Origin of the sequence: Pseudarthrobacter sp. NIBRBAC000502772, from assembly GCF_006517235.1 — a bacterium.
In the GTDB taxonomy this organism is placed as follows: Bacteria; Actinomycetota; Actinomycetes; order Actinomycetales; family Micrococcaceae; genus Arthrobacter.
The window spans coordinates 976,538-991,576 of sequence record NZ_CP041188.1 but is presented as its reverse complement, the minus strand read 5'-3'; the positions used below and the strand labels follow the sequence as shown (position 1 = coordinate 991,576).

Here is a 15,039-nt window from a genome sequence, read left to right as displayed (position 1 = left end):
CAAAATAAAAGGCTTCGAGCCGAGGCTCTCAGTCTTGTCTTTTGCAGTTGCTCCGAACTGGACTCTAAAACTATAGGGCCTCGGCGGGAATAACTCAAAATCGGCCCGCAGACACCTGACTGAAGCGGCCGGAACAGGCGAAGATGGACAGATGGATGCCGTCGCCGCACTCAATGAAATTGCTTTCTGGTTGGAACGGGAACGCGCTGCCACGTTCAAGGTCCAGGCCTTCCGGAAGGCGGCGGGGATCATCGCCGGGCTTGATCCTTCCGAGGTGGCTGCCCGGGCCCGGGACGGCAGGCTCAAGAGCATGAAAGGCATCGGCGATAGGACCTACCAGGTGGTCCTGCAGGCAGTGGACGGCGACGTGCCCGAGTACCTTGAGGACCTGCGCCAGCGCAGCGCGGCGCCCCTGGCGGACGGCGGGGCCGAGCTCCACGCAGCACTCCGCGGCGACCTCCACAGCCACAGCGACTGGTCCGACGGCGGCTCCCCCATCGAGCTCATGGCAGACGCCGCGCGCCTGCTGTGCCGCGAGTACCTGGCCCTGACGGACCACTCCCCCAACCTGACCATCGCCAACGGGCTCAGCGCCGAGCGCCTGACCGAACAGCTCGACGTTGTGGCTACCATCAACGCCGCCGCAGTTGACGGCAAGAAGGACGGATTCCGGCTCCTGACCGGCATCGAGGTGGACATCCTGGAATCCGGCGAACTGGACCAGTCACCGGACATGCTGGCGCGGCTGGATATTGTGGTGGCCAGTGTCCATTCGAAGCTCAGGGCAGACCGCGCCACCATGACGCGGCGGATGCTCCAGGGCATCCAGAACCCCCGGACCAACGTGCTGGGCCACTGCACCGGACGCCTGGTGGAAGGCTCCCGCGGCACGCGTCCGCAATCGGACTTCGACGCCCGGGAGGTCTTCGCGGCGTGCGCGGAATACAACGTGGCGGTAGAGATCAACTCCCGCCCCGAGCGGCAGGACCCGCCGGATGACCTGATCCAGCTTGCCCTCGACGCCGGCTGCCTGTTCTCGATCGACAGCGACGCCCACGCTCCGGGCCAACTCGACTTCCTCCAGTACGGGGCTGCCGCGCCGCGCACAACAACATTCCCGCGGAGCGCATCGTGACCACCTGGCCCCTGGAACGGCTGCTGGAGTGGTCGGCCCGGGATTGGCAGAAACTCGACTAGACGTGACCGATTCCCGCCAGCCGCCGGCGTCGCCCCGGGGATAGATTGGCAGCATGGCTTCAAGCACCCCTCCCAGCGCAGCAACAACAACGGCGCTTCGCCCACCACCTGGCCGCACTAACGCGCTCGGCGTCGCCGCCGTGGTGGTCACCGTAGTGCTCTGGGCTTCGGCGTTCGTGGGGATCCGGGCCATCGGCCCCACCTTCTCCCCCGGATCCCTGACCCTGGGCAGGCTGGCGGTTGCCGCCGTCGTGCTCGGTGCACTGGTGCTGCCGCAGCTGGCCAAGAGCAGAGTGCTGCCGCAAGGCCGCGAATGGTGGCCCATCCTGGGGTACGGCGTGATGTGGTTCGGCGGCTACAACGTGGCCCTGAACGCGGCGGAACACCTGCTGGACGCCGGGACCGCCGCGCTGCTGATCAACGTCAACCCCATCCTCGTTGCCATCATGGCCGGCTTCTTCCTGAAGGAGGGCTTCCCGCGCTGGCTGATTATCGGCAGCCTGGTGGCGTTCGGCGGGGTTGCTCTGATCGCGCTCGGATCCGGCTCAGGTTCCGGGGAACGTTCGACGGCGGATGTGGCGGGCGTGCTGCTCTGCCTCCTTGCCGCCGTGCTCGCCGCCGTCAGCGTCATCATCCAGAAGCCGGTGTTGCGGAAGTTCCCGGCGGGCCAGGCCACCTGGTTCGGCATCATGGTGGGGGCGGTCTGCTGCCTGCCCTTCAGCGGCCAGCTGGTGTCCGAACTGCAGTTCGCCCCGCTGCCGGCAACACTGGGCCTGGTGTATCTGGGCGTCTTCCCCACCGCCATCGCCTTCACTACCTGGGCCTACGCACTGTCCCTGATTGACGCCGGAAAACTGGCGGCCACCACATACCTGGTGCCGGGCACCACCATCCTGATCTCCTGGCTGGTCCTCAGCGAAGTCCCCGCCGTGCTGGGCCTCGTGGGCGGGGTGGTCTGCCTGGTGGGCGTGGGCCTGACGCGCCGCAGGTCCCGGTAGGGGCTCTCAGGGTTCCGATCGCTTCACTGCTGTGCCCGCGATGATCGGCGTGGCCAGGGCAACAGCCGGGGCCTCCAATCTGCTGACTTCCGTGAATTCAAACCCGGCCTCGCCGATGGATGCCACCGTGTTCCGGTTGAGGTGGCACCCGGGCGCCACGCAGCCGCCCCAAAAACCGTCCAGCCGGTCCTGCCAGCGGGCCGCCCGGCCCTGTCCGCGGACATGTTCCAGCACCGCGAGAGTCCCGCCGGGTTTGAGCACCCTGCGGGCCTCCGACAGGGCAAGCCGCTGATCCGGCACCGAGCACAGCACCAGGGTGAACACCACGGCGTCCGCCGCGCCGTCCGGCAGCGGCAGGTGCTCCGCATCGGCGTCGGAAACCTCCACCGGAACCGACGACTCCCCAAGTCGGGCGCTCAGTCTTGCCCTCATGTATCGGTCCGGTTCCACGAGGATGACCCGCTCAGCGCCGCGGAAGTGCCGCAGGTTCGCCCCGGTGCCGGCGCCGACATCCACCACGGTTCCCGTCAGCCCGGAAAGCAGCCGCGCCCGGCGCGGAGCGAGCTCCCTGCGCTCCACAGAGGCCGACAACGCGTCGTAAGTGGCGGCAAAAAGGCGATGGTGAACGGACATCCGGCTCCTCATAGGGCGGTCAGGGACGGTATCAGTATGCGCGCCAACCCGGCTGCGGACTAGAGTCTGCTTATGCCCGCCCACCTGCCGCCAGGCCTGCCCATCATCCCGGATGGCCCGCAAGAGTCCGGTCCGTTTGAGATGTCCGCTGACGATTTCGAGGCCGCCGTCACGGATGCCCTGGGCCTGATCCCTGCAAAGCTTGCGGCGGCCATGGACAACGTGGCGGTGTTTGTCGAGGACGACTATGCGCCCGGCCCGGGAGAGGATCCGGACACCGTGCTGCTGGGCCTCTACGAGGGCGTTCCCTTGACGGAGCGGGATTCATGGTGGGATGCCGGTTCGCTGCCGGACCGGATCACCATCTTCCGCCAGCCCATCCTGGACATCTGCGGGTCCCGCGACGAGGTGATCCAGGAGGTGGCTGTGACGGTGGTGCACGAGATCGCCCACCACTTCGGCATCGACGACCGGCGGCTGCACGAGCTCGGCTGGGACTAGCCTTGTAGGCATGGGACACGACCACAGCCACACACACGGGATCACGGCGACAGGCCGCCACCGCAAACGGCTCATCGCCGTCCTGGCCATCACCCTGGCGGTGGTGGTGGTCCAGGTGATCGGGGCGGCACTGTCCGGTTCATTGGCCCTGCTGGCGGACGCCGGCCACATGCTCTCCGACGCGGCAGGCGTGACCATCGCGCTCCTGGCCGCCTGGATTGCAGGACGCCCCGCGAGCGATCAGCGGACCTACGGCTACCAGCGCGCCGAGGTCCTGGCTGCCCTGGCGAACGCGTTGATCCTGGTTGTCATCTCGGTGGTCATCTTCACTGAGGCCATCCGCCGGATCGGCTCGGCGCCCGAGGTCCACACCGACATCATGCTCTTCGCCGCCATCCTGGGAGCAGTGGCCAACCTGGTCTCGCTGCTGATCCTGCGCGGCGCGCACGAGGACAGCCTGAACGTCCGGGGCGCCTACCTCGAGGTGCTGGGCGACCTGCTGGGCTCAGTCGCCGTCATCGTTGCTGCACTGGTCATCATGTTCACCGGCTACCAGGCCGCCGACACGATCGCCTCCGTGGTCATCGCCCTGATGATCCTGCCGCGGGCCTGGAGCCTGCTACGCGATGTGGTGGACGTCCTCCTGGAGGCGACCCCCAAAGGCGTGGAGGTGCAGATGATCCGCGAACACATCCTCAGCGTTGAAGGAGTGGTTGACGTCCATGACATCCACATCTGGACCATCACGTCCGGCGTGCCGGTGTTTTCGGCCCACGTGGTGGTGGAAGACGGCGTCCTTAATGCCCGCGGCGCCGACCAGCTCCTGGACAAGCTCACCACCTGCCTGGGCTCCCACTTTGACACTGAGCACTGCACTTTCCAGCTGGAACCCGCCAGCCACTCGGAACACGAATCGCGCCAGCACGCGTAGTAGGGCGTTGGGGAGCGGGAGCCGATTCCGCGACACGCCGGTCCGGATGCGCAGGAATCGCACTCTTGTTGATTATGTTATTGATGTGACCAGTGTTGCCAAAGTGCACACGCTCACGTAGCCTCGGACTGCTGGGAGATCAGCAGAGGGGCTCCTTGTGCCGCCACCAGACCTCGCTCCCCCAGCCTTACTGCGTGCGAGGTTCTGCGAATGGGTTTGACCGGATCCGGCCTGAAGGCCGCCGTACTGTGCACCGCCGTCGTACTTTTCGGCACCATGACCCTCCCCGCCCAGGCAGCGCCGCTACCGCAGGCTCCAACAGTCCAGCGTCCGGCGTCGCCGGAACTTCCCACCCCGGAGGACATCGCCACAGCCAAGGCGAGTGAACGCGCGACGGCGGATCAGGTCGCCGTCATCGAACGCCTCCTGGCCGACGCCACCAGCGCCCAGCAAGCCACGTTTGCCTTGTCGCTGCAAGCCAACAACGCCTACGGCGAAGCCCTGGTTGAACTGCAGGACCGCAGGACGGCTGCTGAAGTGGCCACGGCCAAGGCCACTGCTGCGAAGGAAGATCAGGACAGGACCCGGAAGCAGGTAGGCCAGCTCGCCGGCGACCTCTACCGCAACGGCGGGCTGAACCCGACGCTGGGCACCTTCGTCAGCGGCAATGCCGAAGCTTTGCACCAGGCCGCGACGCTGGAAGCCATTTCGGCCAGCCGGAGCCGCGCCTTCGAAGCAGCCGCCTCCGCAGCGTCCGCGGCTCAGTCCCTGACGGCGGCCGCCTACGACGCCAACCGGGCCGCCGATGACGCCGCCCAGAAGGCACAAGCCCGCAAGGAAGAGGCCGAACAGGCCAACGCCACCCAGGCCAAGGCCGTAGCCGAAGCCGCGGCGCAGCGGACAATCCTGGTGGATCAGCTGGCCCAGCTGCGGAACACCACTGTTGCCCTCGAATCGGCTCGCATTGACGCCTTGGACAGGCAGCGCGAGGACGCCAGGCTCGCCGAACTGACTGCGGCTGCTGATCGGGCTGCGGCCCAAGCAGCGCCAGACCGGCCCGCAGCCGGACCGGCCGCTGGCGGGAACCTGCCTGCCGCACCGGCACCCGCCCCAGTTCCAGCACCGGCGCCAGCTCCCGCGCCTGCACCAGCCCCGGCTCCAGCACCCGCGCCTGCACCTGCACCTGCACCTGCGCCGGCCCCAGCGCCTGCACCAGCGCCTGCGCCAACCCCGGCTCCAGCCCCATCGCCGGGCGGTTCCAATGAGACTGCCATCTCCGTGGCGATGTCCAAGGTGGGGCCGCCGTACTTCTACGAGTACGGCGGGACCGGCCCCAACGGCTTTGACTGCTCCGGCCTCGTGCAGACAGCCTTCGCCGCCGCCGGCAAGTACCTGCCGCGCACCGCTGCCCAGCAGTACGCGGCAGCTCCCGTTCACGTGCCGATCTCCCAGGCGCGGCGTGGAGACCTGCTGGTCTGGGGCTCAGCGCCGGGCTTCTATCACGTGGCGATCTACCTGGGGAATGGCCAAGTGGTGCAGGCGCTGAATCCGGACGAGGGCATCGGCGTGACCCAGTTGAGCTGGATGGCGGGGATGCAGCTCCACCCTTACGCAGCCCGCTACTGACCGGGCCAGGGCTCCGGCCCGGGATTCCAGGCGCAGCGCATCCAGGCTCAGGGCATCCAGCCTCAGGACAGAACGTCCTTGGTGACGAACCGGCCATAGGCGAGCGCCCCGAAGACAGCGATGTAGCCCGCCTGCAGCAGCGCGTTGCTGGCAAAAGAGTCCCACAGCACCGGTTGGCGCAGGACGTCCGCGAAGCCGAACCAGTAATGCGTAAACAGCCAAGGGTGCAGCCATTCCAACTGCGGCAATTGGTCCAGGACCTGCGAGACCACTGACAGCACCACAGTGGCGGCCATGGCGCCCACCGGAACTACCGTCAAGGTGGACAGGAACAGGCCGATCGCCGAGAGTCCTGCCAGGGATACCGCAAGGTAGGCAGCAATCAGGACCAGCCGCAGCGCGGCCTCGGGGGGCTGGACGACGTCGCCGGACAAGAGGGTCACCGGCCCAATAGGAAAGAGCGAAGCTCCGATCGCTGCCCCGGCCAGCGCAACGGTGACGGGAGCGGCCAGGCAGAACGCCAGCGCTCCCGCGTACTTCACCAGCAGCAGGCGCACACGCCCGGCGGGCGCCACCAACAGGTACCGCAGCGTGCCCAGGCTGGCCTCGCCGGCAATGGTATCGCCCGCCACGACGCCAATGGTCAGGGGCAGGAACAGCGGCACCGAGACCAGCATCGCCGTGACCGCGACAAACAGCCCGTTCTGGCTGATCCGGTCCAAGAAGGCAGGTCCCCTTCCGGGAGGAACGGATGACGAGAGCCGGACGGCGACGGCGATCAGCACCGGTATCGCGGCAAGCGCCAGCAGCATGGCCGCGGTCCGGCGACGCCGGAACAGCGTCTTCAGCTCAGATGCCAGCAGGGACAGGCTGGACGGCGCATCTGGAGCGCCCCTTAGCCCAGAACCGCTGGTGGCATCGGAACCACTGCTGGTTTCGGAACCACTGCGGGCATCGGGAGCGCTGCTGGCTGAAGGGAAACCGCCGGCGTCGGAAGCACTATTGGGCAATGTCGAACCCCTCCCCCGTCAGCGCCACAAAGCGCTCCTCCAGGCTCTCCCGCTCAACGGAAAAGCCCCGCACGCGCACCCCGGCCGCCACGAGCTCCGCCACAATGTCCTCCGGGGCCGCCAGCCGGGATGCAGCCGCGGCGGCGGTCAGCACGTCCCCGTCCGGTTCAGGCGTCCTGGCCTCAGGGCTTCTCTCCGGGGACATACCCAACCGCAGCAGGACCTCACTGGCCGTCCCGGCGTCGGGCGTTAACAGTCGGATCCGGGTCTCACCGGCCTGGCGGAGCTCCGCCAGCGGCCCCTGGGCCACCAGCCGCCCGGCGCTCATGATGGCCGCGTGCGTGCAGATCTGTTCCACTTCTGCCAGGAGGTGGCTGGAGACGAAGACGGTGGCGCCGTCGGCGGCCAGCGACCGGACCAGGCTCCGCACTTCCCGTGTTCCTTGCGGGTCCAGCCCGTTGGTGGGCTCATCGAGCACCAGCAGTTCCCGCGGCGACAGCAATGCGTTGGCGATCCCCAGCCGCTGCTTCATGCCCAGGGAGTAGGCGTGGACACGCTTGCCGGCGGCGTGTGAGAGGCCCACCCGCTCAAGCGCGGCGGCCACTCGGGCAGTCCGGGTACCGGGCGCCGCATGCCGGCTGGCAGCATCCAGGCGGTGCAGGTTGGCGGTGCCGGAAAGGAACGGATAAAACGCCGGCCCCTCCACCAGCGCACCCACGCGCGGCAGGACATCGTGCAGGCGCTGCGGCATCTGCAGGCCCAGGACGCTGACGGTTCCGGCCGACGCCGCGGCAAGGCCCAGCAGCATCCGGATGGTGGTGGTTTTGCCCGACCCGTTGGGGCCCAGGAACCCGAACACGGAGCCGTGGGGAACGGCGAGGTCCACGTTGTCGACCGCCAGCTGGTGGCCGAAACGCTTGGTCAGGCCTTGGGTCTCGATGGTCAGCCCGGCTGTCCCGTTCCCTGCGGAAGGGGTCCGGGCCGCGGCTATCCCGGCGGCAGCCGTCCCCCCGGCCGCGGTCACGCTGCGCCGGCGGCGGCCTGCAGCCGCTCGGCCGGGACCATCCCCACAAAGACCCTGCCGTCGTCCGTCAGGAGGACGTTGACCAGTGCCGTGGACAGGAGCCGTCCGCCGGGAACGACGACGGCGGCCTGGGACAGGAGCGGATCCTTCAGCAAGGATTCAGTCCAGGCAGCCCCTTGCCCGCCGGGTGCCGCGGGGAACCCGATCACGGTTTCCCAGCCCTTGCCGGTCACCGTGGGCCGCGGTGCATCACGGTGCCGCAGGCTGGCGTCGCTGCCGGGAACCTTGTCCGGGGCGGGGACCTGCTTCGGCGGGGCGGCGGGCTGGTCCGGCACGGCGGTGGGCTGGTCCGGGGGAACCGCGTCCGGAGGAACCTGGTCCGGCGGGGTGGGCTGGTCCGGGGCCGCAGGCTGGTCCGGGCCGCTGTCTGGAACCACTCCGGGCGTAATCCCTCCGGGCGCGGGCGGGAGGGCTGGCCTGCCGGGCATATACGGGACGGGCGGCACTGGCAGCTCTTTGACCGTCGCGCCCGGCGGGGCAACAAACGTAAACACGGAGTCGTCCGGAGCTGCCAGGGACAGGCTGGTGAAGCCGGCCTCAAAAGCCGGTTCCGCCTGGCCGCGTGCCACCACAGTTACGCGCAGTGGCATTCCTGTCTCGCCGTCGACGGCGATGGCAACTTTCTCAAGCAGTGTTCCCTGAGTCTTTGGCGCCAGTGCCAGGCTGTAGGCGGACCGGCCGGCGACTTCGACGTCCGGACCCACCGTCACCTCGGTGGAACTGTCCACGACGGCGAGGAACTTCCGGGCCAGATCCTCGGGCGTCGGCATTACGGGGGGCACTGGCGGGCCGGGCAGGATCTCGCCGGGCAGGATGGGCAAGGGCAAGTCGGGCTTCGGAAGATCCGGACCCGGCAGGTCCCGGCCCGGCAGGTCGCCGGGCGGCGCAGGAGGTTCAGGCAGTGCGGGAGGTTCAGGCAGGGCGGGAGGTTCAGGCAGGGCGGGAACTCCGGGCACAGGCAGCGGCAGGTCGCTGGCGAACGCCGGCAGGGCCAGGTGGGCGGCGCTGTTGTCCTTGGAGTTGTAGAACCACACGTCGTTGTCCCGCCGGATGACGTCGCGTTCAGCCAGCCGGTCCATCACTTGGACCCGCATCTTGGTTGGCCCGTCCATAAAGATCCGGGCGGTGTGTTCGCCGGTCAGGAACTCCACGACCGACGCGGCCCCGCCGGCCGACACCGGTCCGGAGCTGGGACCTGCGGCCGGCAGTTCGGGCAGGCCCAGCTCGGCGGACTGCTGTACTGTTCCGGAGAATGACCTGGTGTTGTGCTGGCCCAGGAGGGTCAGGACCTCAGCCGGAGACTTTTGTGGCAGCGGATCGCCGGCCCGCGCCGGAATGGATCCCACCAGCACACCGGCGGCGATCACTGCGGGTACAGCTGCGGCAGGCACCCAGCGCAGCCATGCGCGGTTCATGCCAGCCCCGCTTCATCCTTGGAGCCCATACTTCAGGTTACGCCTGGGGACCGCCGCGGCACACGTCCCCGTCTGGAAGTCATGCCGAGGGGCACTCCGGCTACGACGGCACCACGGTTCCGGCGCCGCCGTCGACCGTTATTTCCTGCCCGGTGAAGAGCCGGAGCGTGGCGTCCGGGACGCCCACCACCGCCGGGATGCCGTACTCCCGCGCCACCACGGCCCCGTGCGAATTTGGTCCGCCCATCTCCATCACCAGTCCGCCCGCGGTGAGGAACAACGGCGTCCAGCCGGGGTCCGTGGACGGCGCCACCAGGATTTCTCCCGGTTCCAGATGCGCACCCACCGGGTCCAGGATCACACGGGCGGCCGCTGTGACAACACCGGCCGACGCCGGGCTCCCGCTCAGTGCCCCCGGCACCTTGGATGCCGTCACAGCGTCGCCGGATGGAATGGCTTCCGGCTCCGTGCCGTCCGACAGCAGCACCCGGGGTATGTGGCGCCGTTCAAGTTCCACGGCGTAGGCCGCGCGCCGCTGCGCCACCAGGTCCCGGAGGTCAGCGTTTCCGGCGCGGCGGGCTGCTCCCGAATCGAGGCCGGTCCGGGCTTCATCCAGGTCCAGGAAGAAGACGTCATCCGCGTCGGCTACCACCCCTGCCGCAGCCAGAGCCGCGCCGGCCAAGGCCAGTTGCTTCCGCACTTCGGCGAGGCCCACCACCAGCTGGTACTTGGGCAGCTCGCGCAGCCCGGCGAACAGCCTGGCCCGACGCAGCGCGGCCCGGACCACCGTTCCGCGCAGCCGGCCGCGGCTCCGCGCCTCCGCGACGAGACGGTCAACGCAGGCGTCCGCTTCCTCGGCGGCGTTGCTGAACTGGACATCCGGCGCCAGCGCGGAACCCTCCAGCCGGAGAAAGTTGGCCAGGACACCCAGGATATGGGTGGGGTCATCAGACCAGCGCGGCATGCCAACGTCAATCTCGGCCACCGCCCGGTGACCGTACCGGCCCATAAACCGCGCCAGCCCGGACTGCAGCACCGCGGGCAGCTGGCCCGCGCGGAAGTCTTCGGCCAGCTCGGCGGGTTTCCGGTCCGTCACGGCGGCGCGGGAACCGCCGTCGTTCTTAATCACCTGGGCGAGGCGCCACAGCTCCAAGTCCATCTCCGTGGTGACGTTGTTGGGCAGCCCGCGGAGCACCACCTGCAGGTCATCCCACCGGCCGCCGCCCAGCAGTTTTCCGGCGAGCGCCAGGGCGGCGAACCCAAGAGCCGGGAGCGGCAGGATGGACGGCACCACCGAGAAGATGCGGGTGCCGAGTACGTGTTCGACGTGGTCCAGGCGCTGCAGCGGGGTGAGGCCGGCGGGCGGTTCGAGGGAGTCGGCGAACTCGCGCGCCCGTCGGTTGGTCCTTCGGAGGGCCGCGTCCGGGCGGAAAACGGCCCGAAGCAGCGTCTCCGGCACCCTGGCATGCACCGCAGCCGGGACCACGTGCCGCAGCAAACCCAGCGGCGTCCTGCGCGTCACGGAAAACCGCGGGTCCTCGAAAACCCGGCGCAGCACCGTGGCCGACCGGGCTTCCATCACGTCAAAGACGCGCGGGATGATCCGCCGGCCGGTGGTGCTGCGGGCTACGGCGGTCAGGTCGAGGTAGATGCGTTGCCCCGCCGCTGCGTAAGGGGACGGACCCTTGCGCGGCTCGGGCACATCGAACTGCGCCGCGCGGGCCACCGAAGAGGCAATAAGCCGGAAGGCTGCCAGGCCCATGGGCGTGATGGGGCGGGTCAGGCCCTGCGCCAGGCTGAAGCAAAGGTAAACGCGCGTGCCCTCCCCGCCGGCGGCCCGCTGCGGTACGGGGAACAGCGTGGTGATGGGCCGCGACTGGGTCAGCCAGAAATGACCATCGCCGGCAATGGCCCATTCAATGTCCTGCGGCGAGCCAAAGTGACCCTCCACCCGGTGGCCTAAGGCTGCAAGTTCGGCGGCCTGCTTGTCCGTCAGGCACGCCGCGGCCCCGCCGTTGCTGATGGCCAGAGTCCGTGTGCCGCCGCCGGGGATGGGCCGGACCGCGATGCGTTTGTCTCCAAGCCGGCGTTCCAGCACGCGCCCGGTGAGCGGGTCCACGACGAAATGGTCCGGGTTCACGGCCCCGGACACCACCGCTTCCCCCAAACCCGGGCTGGCATCGATCACGGCCTGCTTCCGGCGGCCCGTCAGCGGGTTCGCGGTGAAAAGCACACCGGCGGCGGTGGCATCCACCATCCGCTGGACCACCACGGCCAGCGCCACCGCGGCCGGGTCGATCCCCCGGCTTGCCCGGTAGCTGACCGCCCGGTCCGTCCAGAGCGAGGCCCAACAGTTGCGCACGGCTTCCACGACGGCGGCAGCGCCCACCACGTTCAGATAAGTGTCCTGCTGGCCGGCGAAACTCGCCGACGGAAGGTCCTCCGCAGTGGCTGAGGACCGGACGGCCACCGGAACGTTGTCCCCCAGGGCTGCATAGGCCTGTTCGACGGCGGCGGCCACCTCGGTGGGGACCGGGGCGTTTTGGATGATACCCCGGGCCCGGGACGCCAGCGCCGCCAGGGCGGGGAGGTCGCCGTCGGGCGTTGCCTGAAGAGCAGAGTGGACGTCGGCGAGCATGCCGTCCGTTCGATGCGCGTGGCCCGCGATCGCTTGGCGGTAGGCCTCCGTAGTGAGGCAGAATCCGTCAGGCACGGGCAGGCCGGCGGCGAGCAACTCCCCCAGGTTGGCCGCTTTGCCACCCACCAGGGGAACCATTGCTGCGGTGACCGCCTCCAATCCGAGGATGGGAGACGAACTGCCGGTGTCAGGCATTTTCATGCCTCCTGCTGCGGAAGGTGATGGGTCAGGCTGCGCCGGGGATCGGTCCGAACTGCGCCCGGTCCGCCAGCCGCGGATCGTCGCGGTCCGGAACCACCAGGACCGGGCTCTTGGCGTGGTGGAGCACGCCGCCGGACGTGGAGCCCAGGAGCATGCCGGTGAACCCGCCACGGCCCCGGGTGCCCACAACCACCAGTTCTACGTGCCGGCTGGCCTCAACGAGAACATCCACGGCCGAACCGTCCAGCAGTTCCGACTCCACGGAAAGGTTGGGGTAGTGGCTTTTGAGCCAGGCCATCCCGGCGTTAAGTTGGACCCGGATGTCATCGAAGAGGGCTTTGCGGTCCATGGGGGCCGGAACCCAGGCCAGCGAGCCGCTGAACTGCGGCACCGCACAGATCACGCGCAGGGTTGCCCCGAGCCGTTCAGCCTGGTCCGCAGCCTCCAGCACGGCGATGCGTGCCTGTTCGGACCCGTCCACGCCCACCACCACAACGTTCTCGACCTGCTTGTGCCCCGGCTTGGCCTGCTCGGCCCTGATGCGCTTGTCTTCGGTGGTTTCGCCCAGCCGGTCCGAACACACCAGTGGCACCGTGACCGTGGGGCACTTGGCGTGAGCCGGCAGGGCGCTGCTCACCGAGCCCAGCAGGCGTCCCACAAATCCGCCGCGGCCGCGGGTGCCGAACACCAGCAGATCGGCTGTCTCGGACATTTCCAGGAGCACGCCTGAAGCGTCGCCGTTCTCCACGGAGCCGTCAACTTCGATGTTGTAGCCCGAAACCTTGTCCAGCGCCTGCTTGACGATCGCTTCAGCGCCCTCGCGGATCACGGAATCATCCACGGTGGCGTACCCGCCGTCCAGCCCGGACGCCGCAAAGATCGGCACTGAATACGCGGTGACAATATGCAACGGCCGACGGCGGCGCTCGGCTTCCCGGGCAGCCCACACCAAAGCGCACTGGCCATGGTCGGAACCATCCACCCCCACAACAATTCCCACCGGAGCAGCCGAATTTCCGGCCCGGTCCTGTTCCGGATCCGGATGCATCTCTTGTGCGCCCATCGGGCCGCCTCCTCGCGATACTGCCTTATGTTGCGGCTATTCTGCCAGAAGCGGCGCCCTCCGCCCGCACCGGCCGCGATGTGCGCCCCGACGGGCTGGAGAACCCTGCTTCCGCTTCTCACTATTCTCGGTCCGCAGACACTTAGCAAGCGGCTGCGGACCGCTGGATGGCGGGTTATCCACAGCCCGTGGCAAACGGAGTGGCAACCGAATTCAACGATAAGAAGAATGTTTGTGTTTGGGCTATCCACGGCCCTGAATGTTCTGTAGTCTTCGAGGCACTGCCGGTCCGCCGACGCCCAATTCAGGAGCGTCCCGGGCCGGTGCTGCGGCCGGACTTTGGGGGTAACGGAACGCATGCGGGGCAACGCTGCCTGCATCCGAAGCCTTTGAAGGAGGAAAACTGTAGTGTCAAGCATGCCTCTGAATGGCGGGACCGAACGGACCACCACGGTGATCATCGGCACGGGGCTCTCAGGCCTGGCTGTTGGCGCAGAACTGCGCCGCCGCGGCGTGGACGCGATTGTGGTGGACGGGCTCGACATCCTCGGCGCCGGACAACCGGCCAACACCGCTTCACTGCAGCGCTGCGACGCAGCCGACTCCGACTCCCTCCGGGAGCGCAACGAGATCCTCCGCCATCTGCGCAACTACGCCGCCAGCCACCACATGGATGTCCGCAACACCACCCGGGCGGTTCAGCTGACCATGGTGGGCGGCGCACCAGGCGGAAATACTGCGGGAACAGCTGCGGGCTCCCCGTCCGGCAAATGGGAAGTCCATACGCCCAACGGAATCCTGCTGGCTGACAACATTGTGCTGACCCGGTGCGCGCACAGCCAGCTGCGGCGCATGCTCAGCGACTTCGGCATCACAGTTGGCCGCAACCTGGTGGCAGCCATGCGGCAGATCGGCATCTACCTCGTAGGAGTGGGCGAGCTCATCACGCCCTCACCCAAGGAAGTCCTGCGTCAGGCGAAGACCGTGGGCCAGGCCATTTCAGCAACGGTCCAGGCCACGGTCCACCCGGAAAGCGCCGCCGCCGTCTAGGCTTGTTCGGTTTCGTCGTCGCTGCCTGCGTCGAGGCGGCGCTTCGCGAGGATGCCGATGGCCACCAGCAGCCCGACGGCCACTGCGGCAAAGATCACCAGGCTCCAGGGGAACGGTTCGGACGCGTCTTCTGCCGGGGCCGGAGCTGCCACGGTTCCCGGCTGCGCGGTTCCCATCGTGGGAACAGCGGCCGACGGCGATGCTCCCGCCGACGATGTTCCCGAGGGCGCGGCTCCCGCCGCCGCGGCGGTCGCCGTGAAGCCGAACGTCCCCTCGATCGGGTGGGAATCCGAGCTGACCACCCGCCAGGCCACCGTGTACGCCCCCGCCGGAGCACCGGCCTTGAGCTTTTGGGTGGCAGTGCTGTCCACGATCTCCACAGCCCCGTCCGCCCACTCAGCCCCGGCGGAATCCTTGACGGAGAACTGTGCGCCGATGCCAAGCGGGTTCTTGTTGAAGGTGACGGAGACCTGTTCCGGCGTTGTGGCCACCGTGGCGCCCTGTGCGGGGCTGCTGGACTCGGCGGCATCATGTGCCGACGCCGGGGCCGAAACCCCCAGCAGCGCGGCGGCGAGAACGAAGGTCCCGAGCACAACGCTCAGCAACTGGCGGCGGATGGATCGCATGGGTGTACTGCTCCCTAGGGTTGGCGTCCTTCAAGCCTAGGCGAACTTCCATGGGCAGCGGCAGCA

General features: G+C 68.5%; 12 protein-coding genes and 1 pseudogene. 6 read left to right on the top strand and 7 right to left on the bottom strand.

Going from position 1 to position 15,039, the window contains the following annotated elements; genetic code table 11:
• Positions 1–151: 151 nt before the first annotated feature.
• Both NIBR502772_RS04660 and NIBR502772_RS04655 read left to right on the top strand, forming a co-directional pair.
• Positions 152–1,197 (top strand): annotated as a pseudogene (locus NIBR502772_RS04660) (PHP domain-containing protein).
• Positions 1,198–1,250: 53 nt separating this feature from the next.
• On the top strand, positions 1,251–2,195 hold the full coding sequence (locus NIBR502772_RS04655) for a DMT family transporter (RefSeq protein WP_141139274.1): 945 nt from the start codon (positions 1,251–1,253) through the stop codon (positions 2,193–2,195).
• 6 nt (positions 2,196–2,201) lie between these two features.
• On the opposite strand, the gene NIBR502772_RS04650 is transcribed toward NIBR502772_RS04655, so the two are convergent.
• On the bottom strand, positions 2,202–2,828 hold the full coding sequence (locus NIBR502772_RS04650; protein WP_210412388.1) for a class I SAM-dependent methyltransferase: 627 nt from the start codon (positions 2,826–2,828) through the stop codon (positions 2,202–2,204).
• A gap of 72 nt (positions 2,829–2,900) precedes the next feature.
• On the opposite strand from NIBR502772_RS04650, the gene NIBR502772_RS04645 reads away from it, so the two are divergent.
• From NIBR502772_RS04645 to NIBR502772_RS04635, 3 genes are all read left to right on the top strand, one after another.
• Positions 2,901–3,329, top strand: a complete 429-nt coding sequence (locus tag NIBR502772_RS04645; RefSeq protein WP_141139272.1) for a metallopeptidase family protein — start codon at positions 2,901–2,903, stop codon at positions 3,327–3,329.
• A gap of 10 nt (positions 3,330–3,339) precedes the next feature.
• Positions 3,340–4,260: a cation diffusion facilitator family transporter gene (locus tag NIBR502772_RS04640; protein ID WP_141139271.1), complete on the top strand. Its 921-nt coding sequence runs from the start codon at positions 3,340–3,342 to the stop codon at positions 4,258–4,260.
• Positions 4,261–4,470: 210 nt separating this feature from the next.
• Positions 4,471–5,886, top strand: a complete 1,416-nt coding sequence (locus NIBR502772_RS04635) for a C40 family peptidase (RefSeq protein ID WP_141139270.1) — start codon at positions 4,471–4,473, stop codon at positions 5,884–5,886.
• A gap of 62 nt (positions 5,887–5,948) precedes the next feature.
• Here the strand turns inward: NIBR502772_RS04635 and NIBR502772_RS04630 are convergent, their stop codons facing one another.
• From NIBR502772_RS04630 to NIBR502772_RS04600, 5 genes are all read right to left on the bottom strand, one after another.
• Positions 5,949–6,755: an ABC transporter permease gene (locus NIBR502772_RS04630; RefSeq protein WP_210412439.1), complete on the bottom strand. Its 807-nt coding sequence runs from the start codon at positions 6,753–6,755 to the stop codon at positions 5,949–5,951.
• Positions 6,756–6,885: 130 nt separating this feature from the next.
• Positions 6,886–7,842, bottom strand: coding sequence for an ABC transporter ATP-binding protein (locus tag NIBR502772_RS04625; RefSeq protein WP_141141933.1), 957 nt, complete (start codon positions 7,840–7,842; stop codon positions 6,886–6,888).
• Positions 7,843–7,916: 74 nt separating this feature from the next.
• On the bottom strand, positions 7,917–9,395 hold the full coding sequence (locus NIBR502772_RS22690) for a hypothetical protein (RefSeq protein WP_246848695.1): 1,479 nt from the start codon (positions 9,393–9,395) through the stop codon (positions 7,917–7,919).
• Positions 9,396–9,495: 100 nt separating this feature from the next.
• Positions 9,496–12,234, bottom strand: a complete 2,739-nt coding sequence (locus tag NIBR502772_RS04605; RefSeq protein WP_141139268.1) for a PEP/pyruvate-binding domain-containing protein — start codon at positions 12,232–12,234, stop codon at positions 9,496–9,498.
• 25 nt (positions 12,235–12,259) lie between these two features.
• The gene (locus NIBR502772_RS04600; RefSeq protein WP_104063147.1) at positions 12,260–13,297 is read right to left on the bottom strand and encodes a universal stress protein; all 1,038 of its coding nucleotides are present in this window, start codon (positions 13,295–13,297) and stop codon (positions 12,260–12,262) included.
• Between the two features lie 417 nt (positions 13,298–13,714).
• On the opposite strand from NIBR502772_RS04600, the gene NIBR502772_RS04595 reads away from it, so the two are divergent.
• Positions 13,715–14,347, top strand: a complete 633-nt coding sequence (locus tag NIBR502772_RS04595) for an FAD-dependent oxidoreductase (RefSeq protein WP_104063146.1) — start codon at positions 13,715–13,717, stop codon at positions 14,345–14,347.
• Here the strand turns inward: NIBR502772_RS04595 and NIBR502772_RS04590 are convergent.
• A complete protein-coding gene (locus NIBR502772_RS04590; RefSeq protein ID WP_141139267.1) occupies positions 14,344–14,973 on the bottom strand; it encodes a copper resistance CopC family protein in 630 nt (209 codons plus the stop codon). The two genes, NIBR502772_RS04595 and NIBR502772_RS04590, sit on opposite strands and share 4 nt — an antisense overlap.
• Positions 14,974–15,039: the final 66 nt, after the last annotated feature.

Coding starts and splice junctions, on each gene's coding strand:
- NIBR502772_RS04655 (WP_141139274.1), top strand. CDS start 1,251: ATGGCTTCAAGCACCCCTCCCAGCGCAGCAACAACAACGGCGCTTCGC.
- NIBR502772_RS04650 (WP_210412388.1), bottom strand. CDS start 2,828: ATGTCCGTTCACCATCGCCTTTTTGCCGCCACTTACGACGCGTTGTCG.
- NIBR502772_RS04645 (WP_141139272.1), top strand. CDS start 2,901: ATGCCCGCCCACCTGCCGCCAGGCCTGCCCATCATCCCGGATGGCCCG.
- NIBR502772_RS04640 (WP_141139271.1), top strand. CDS start 3,340: ATGGGACACGACCACAGCCACACACACGGGATCACGGCGACAGGCCGC.
- NIBR502772_RS04635 (WP_141139270.1), top strand. CDS start 4,471: ATGGGTTTGACCGGATCCGGCCTGAAGGCCGCCGTACTGTGCACCGCC.
- NIBR502772_RS22690 (WP_246848695.1), bottom strand. CDS start 9,395: ATGAACCGCGCATGGCTGCGCTGGGTGCCTGCCGCAGCTGTACCCGCA.
- NIBR502772_RS04605 (WP_141139268.1), bottom strand. CDS start 12,234: ATGAAAATGCCTGACACCGGCAGTTCGTCTCCCATCCTCGGATTGGAG.
- NIBR502772_RS04600 (WP_104063147.1), bottom strand. CDS start 13,297: ATGGGCGCACAAGAGATGCATCCGGATCCGGAACAGGACCGGGCCGGA.
- NIBR502772_RS04595 (WP_104063146.1), top strand. CDS start 13,715: ATGCCTCTGAATGGCGGGACCGAACGGACCACCACGGTGATCATCGGC.
- NIBR502772_RS04590 (WP_141139267.1), bottom strand. CDS start 14,973: ATGCGATCCATCCGCCGCCAGTTGCTGAGCGTTGTGCTCGGGACCTTC.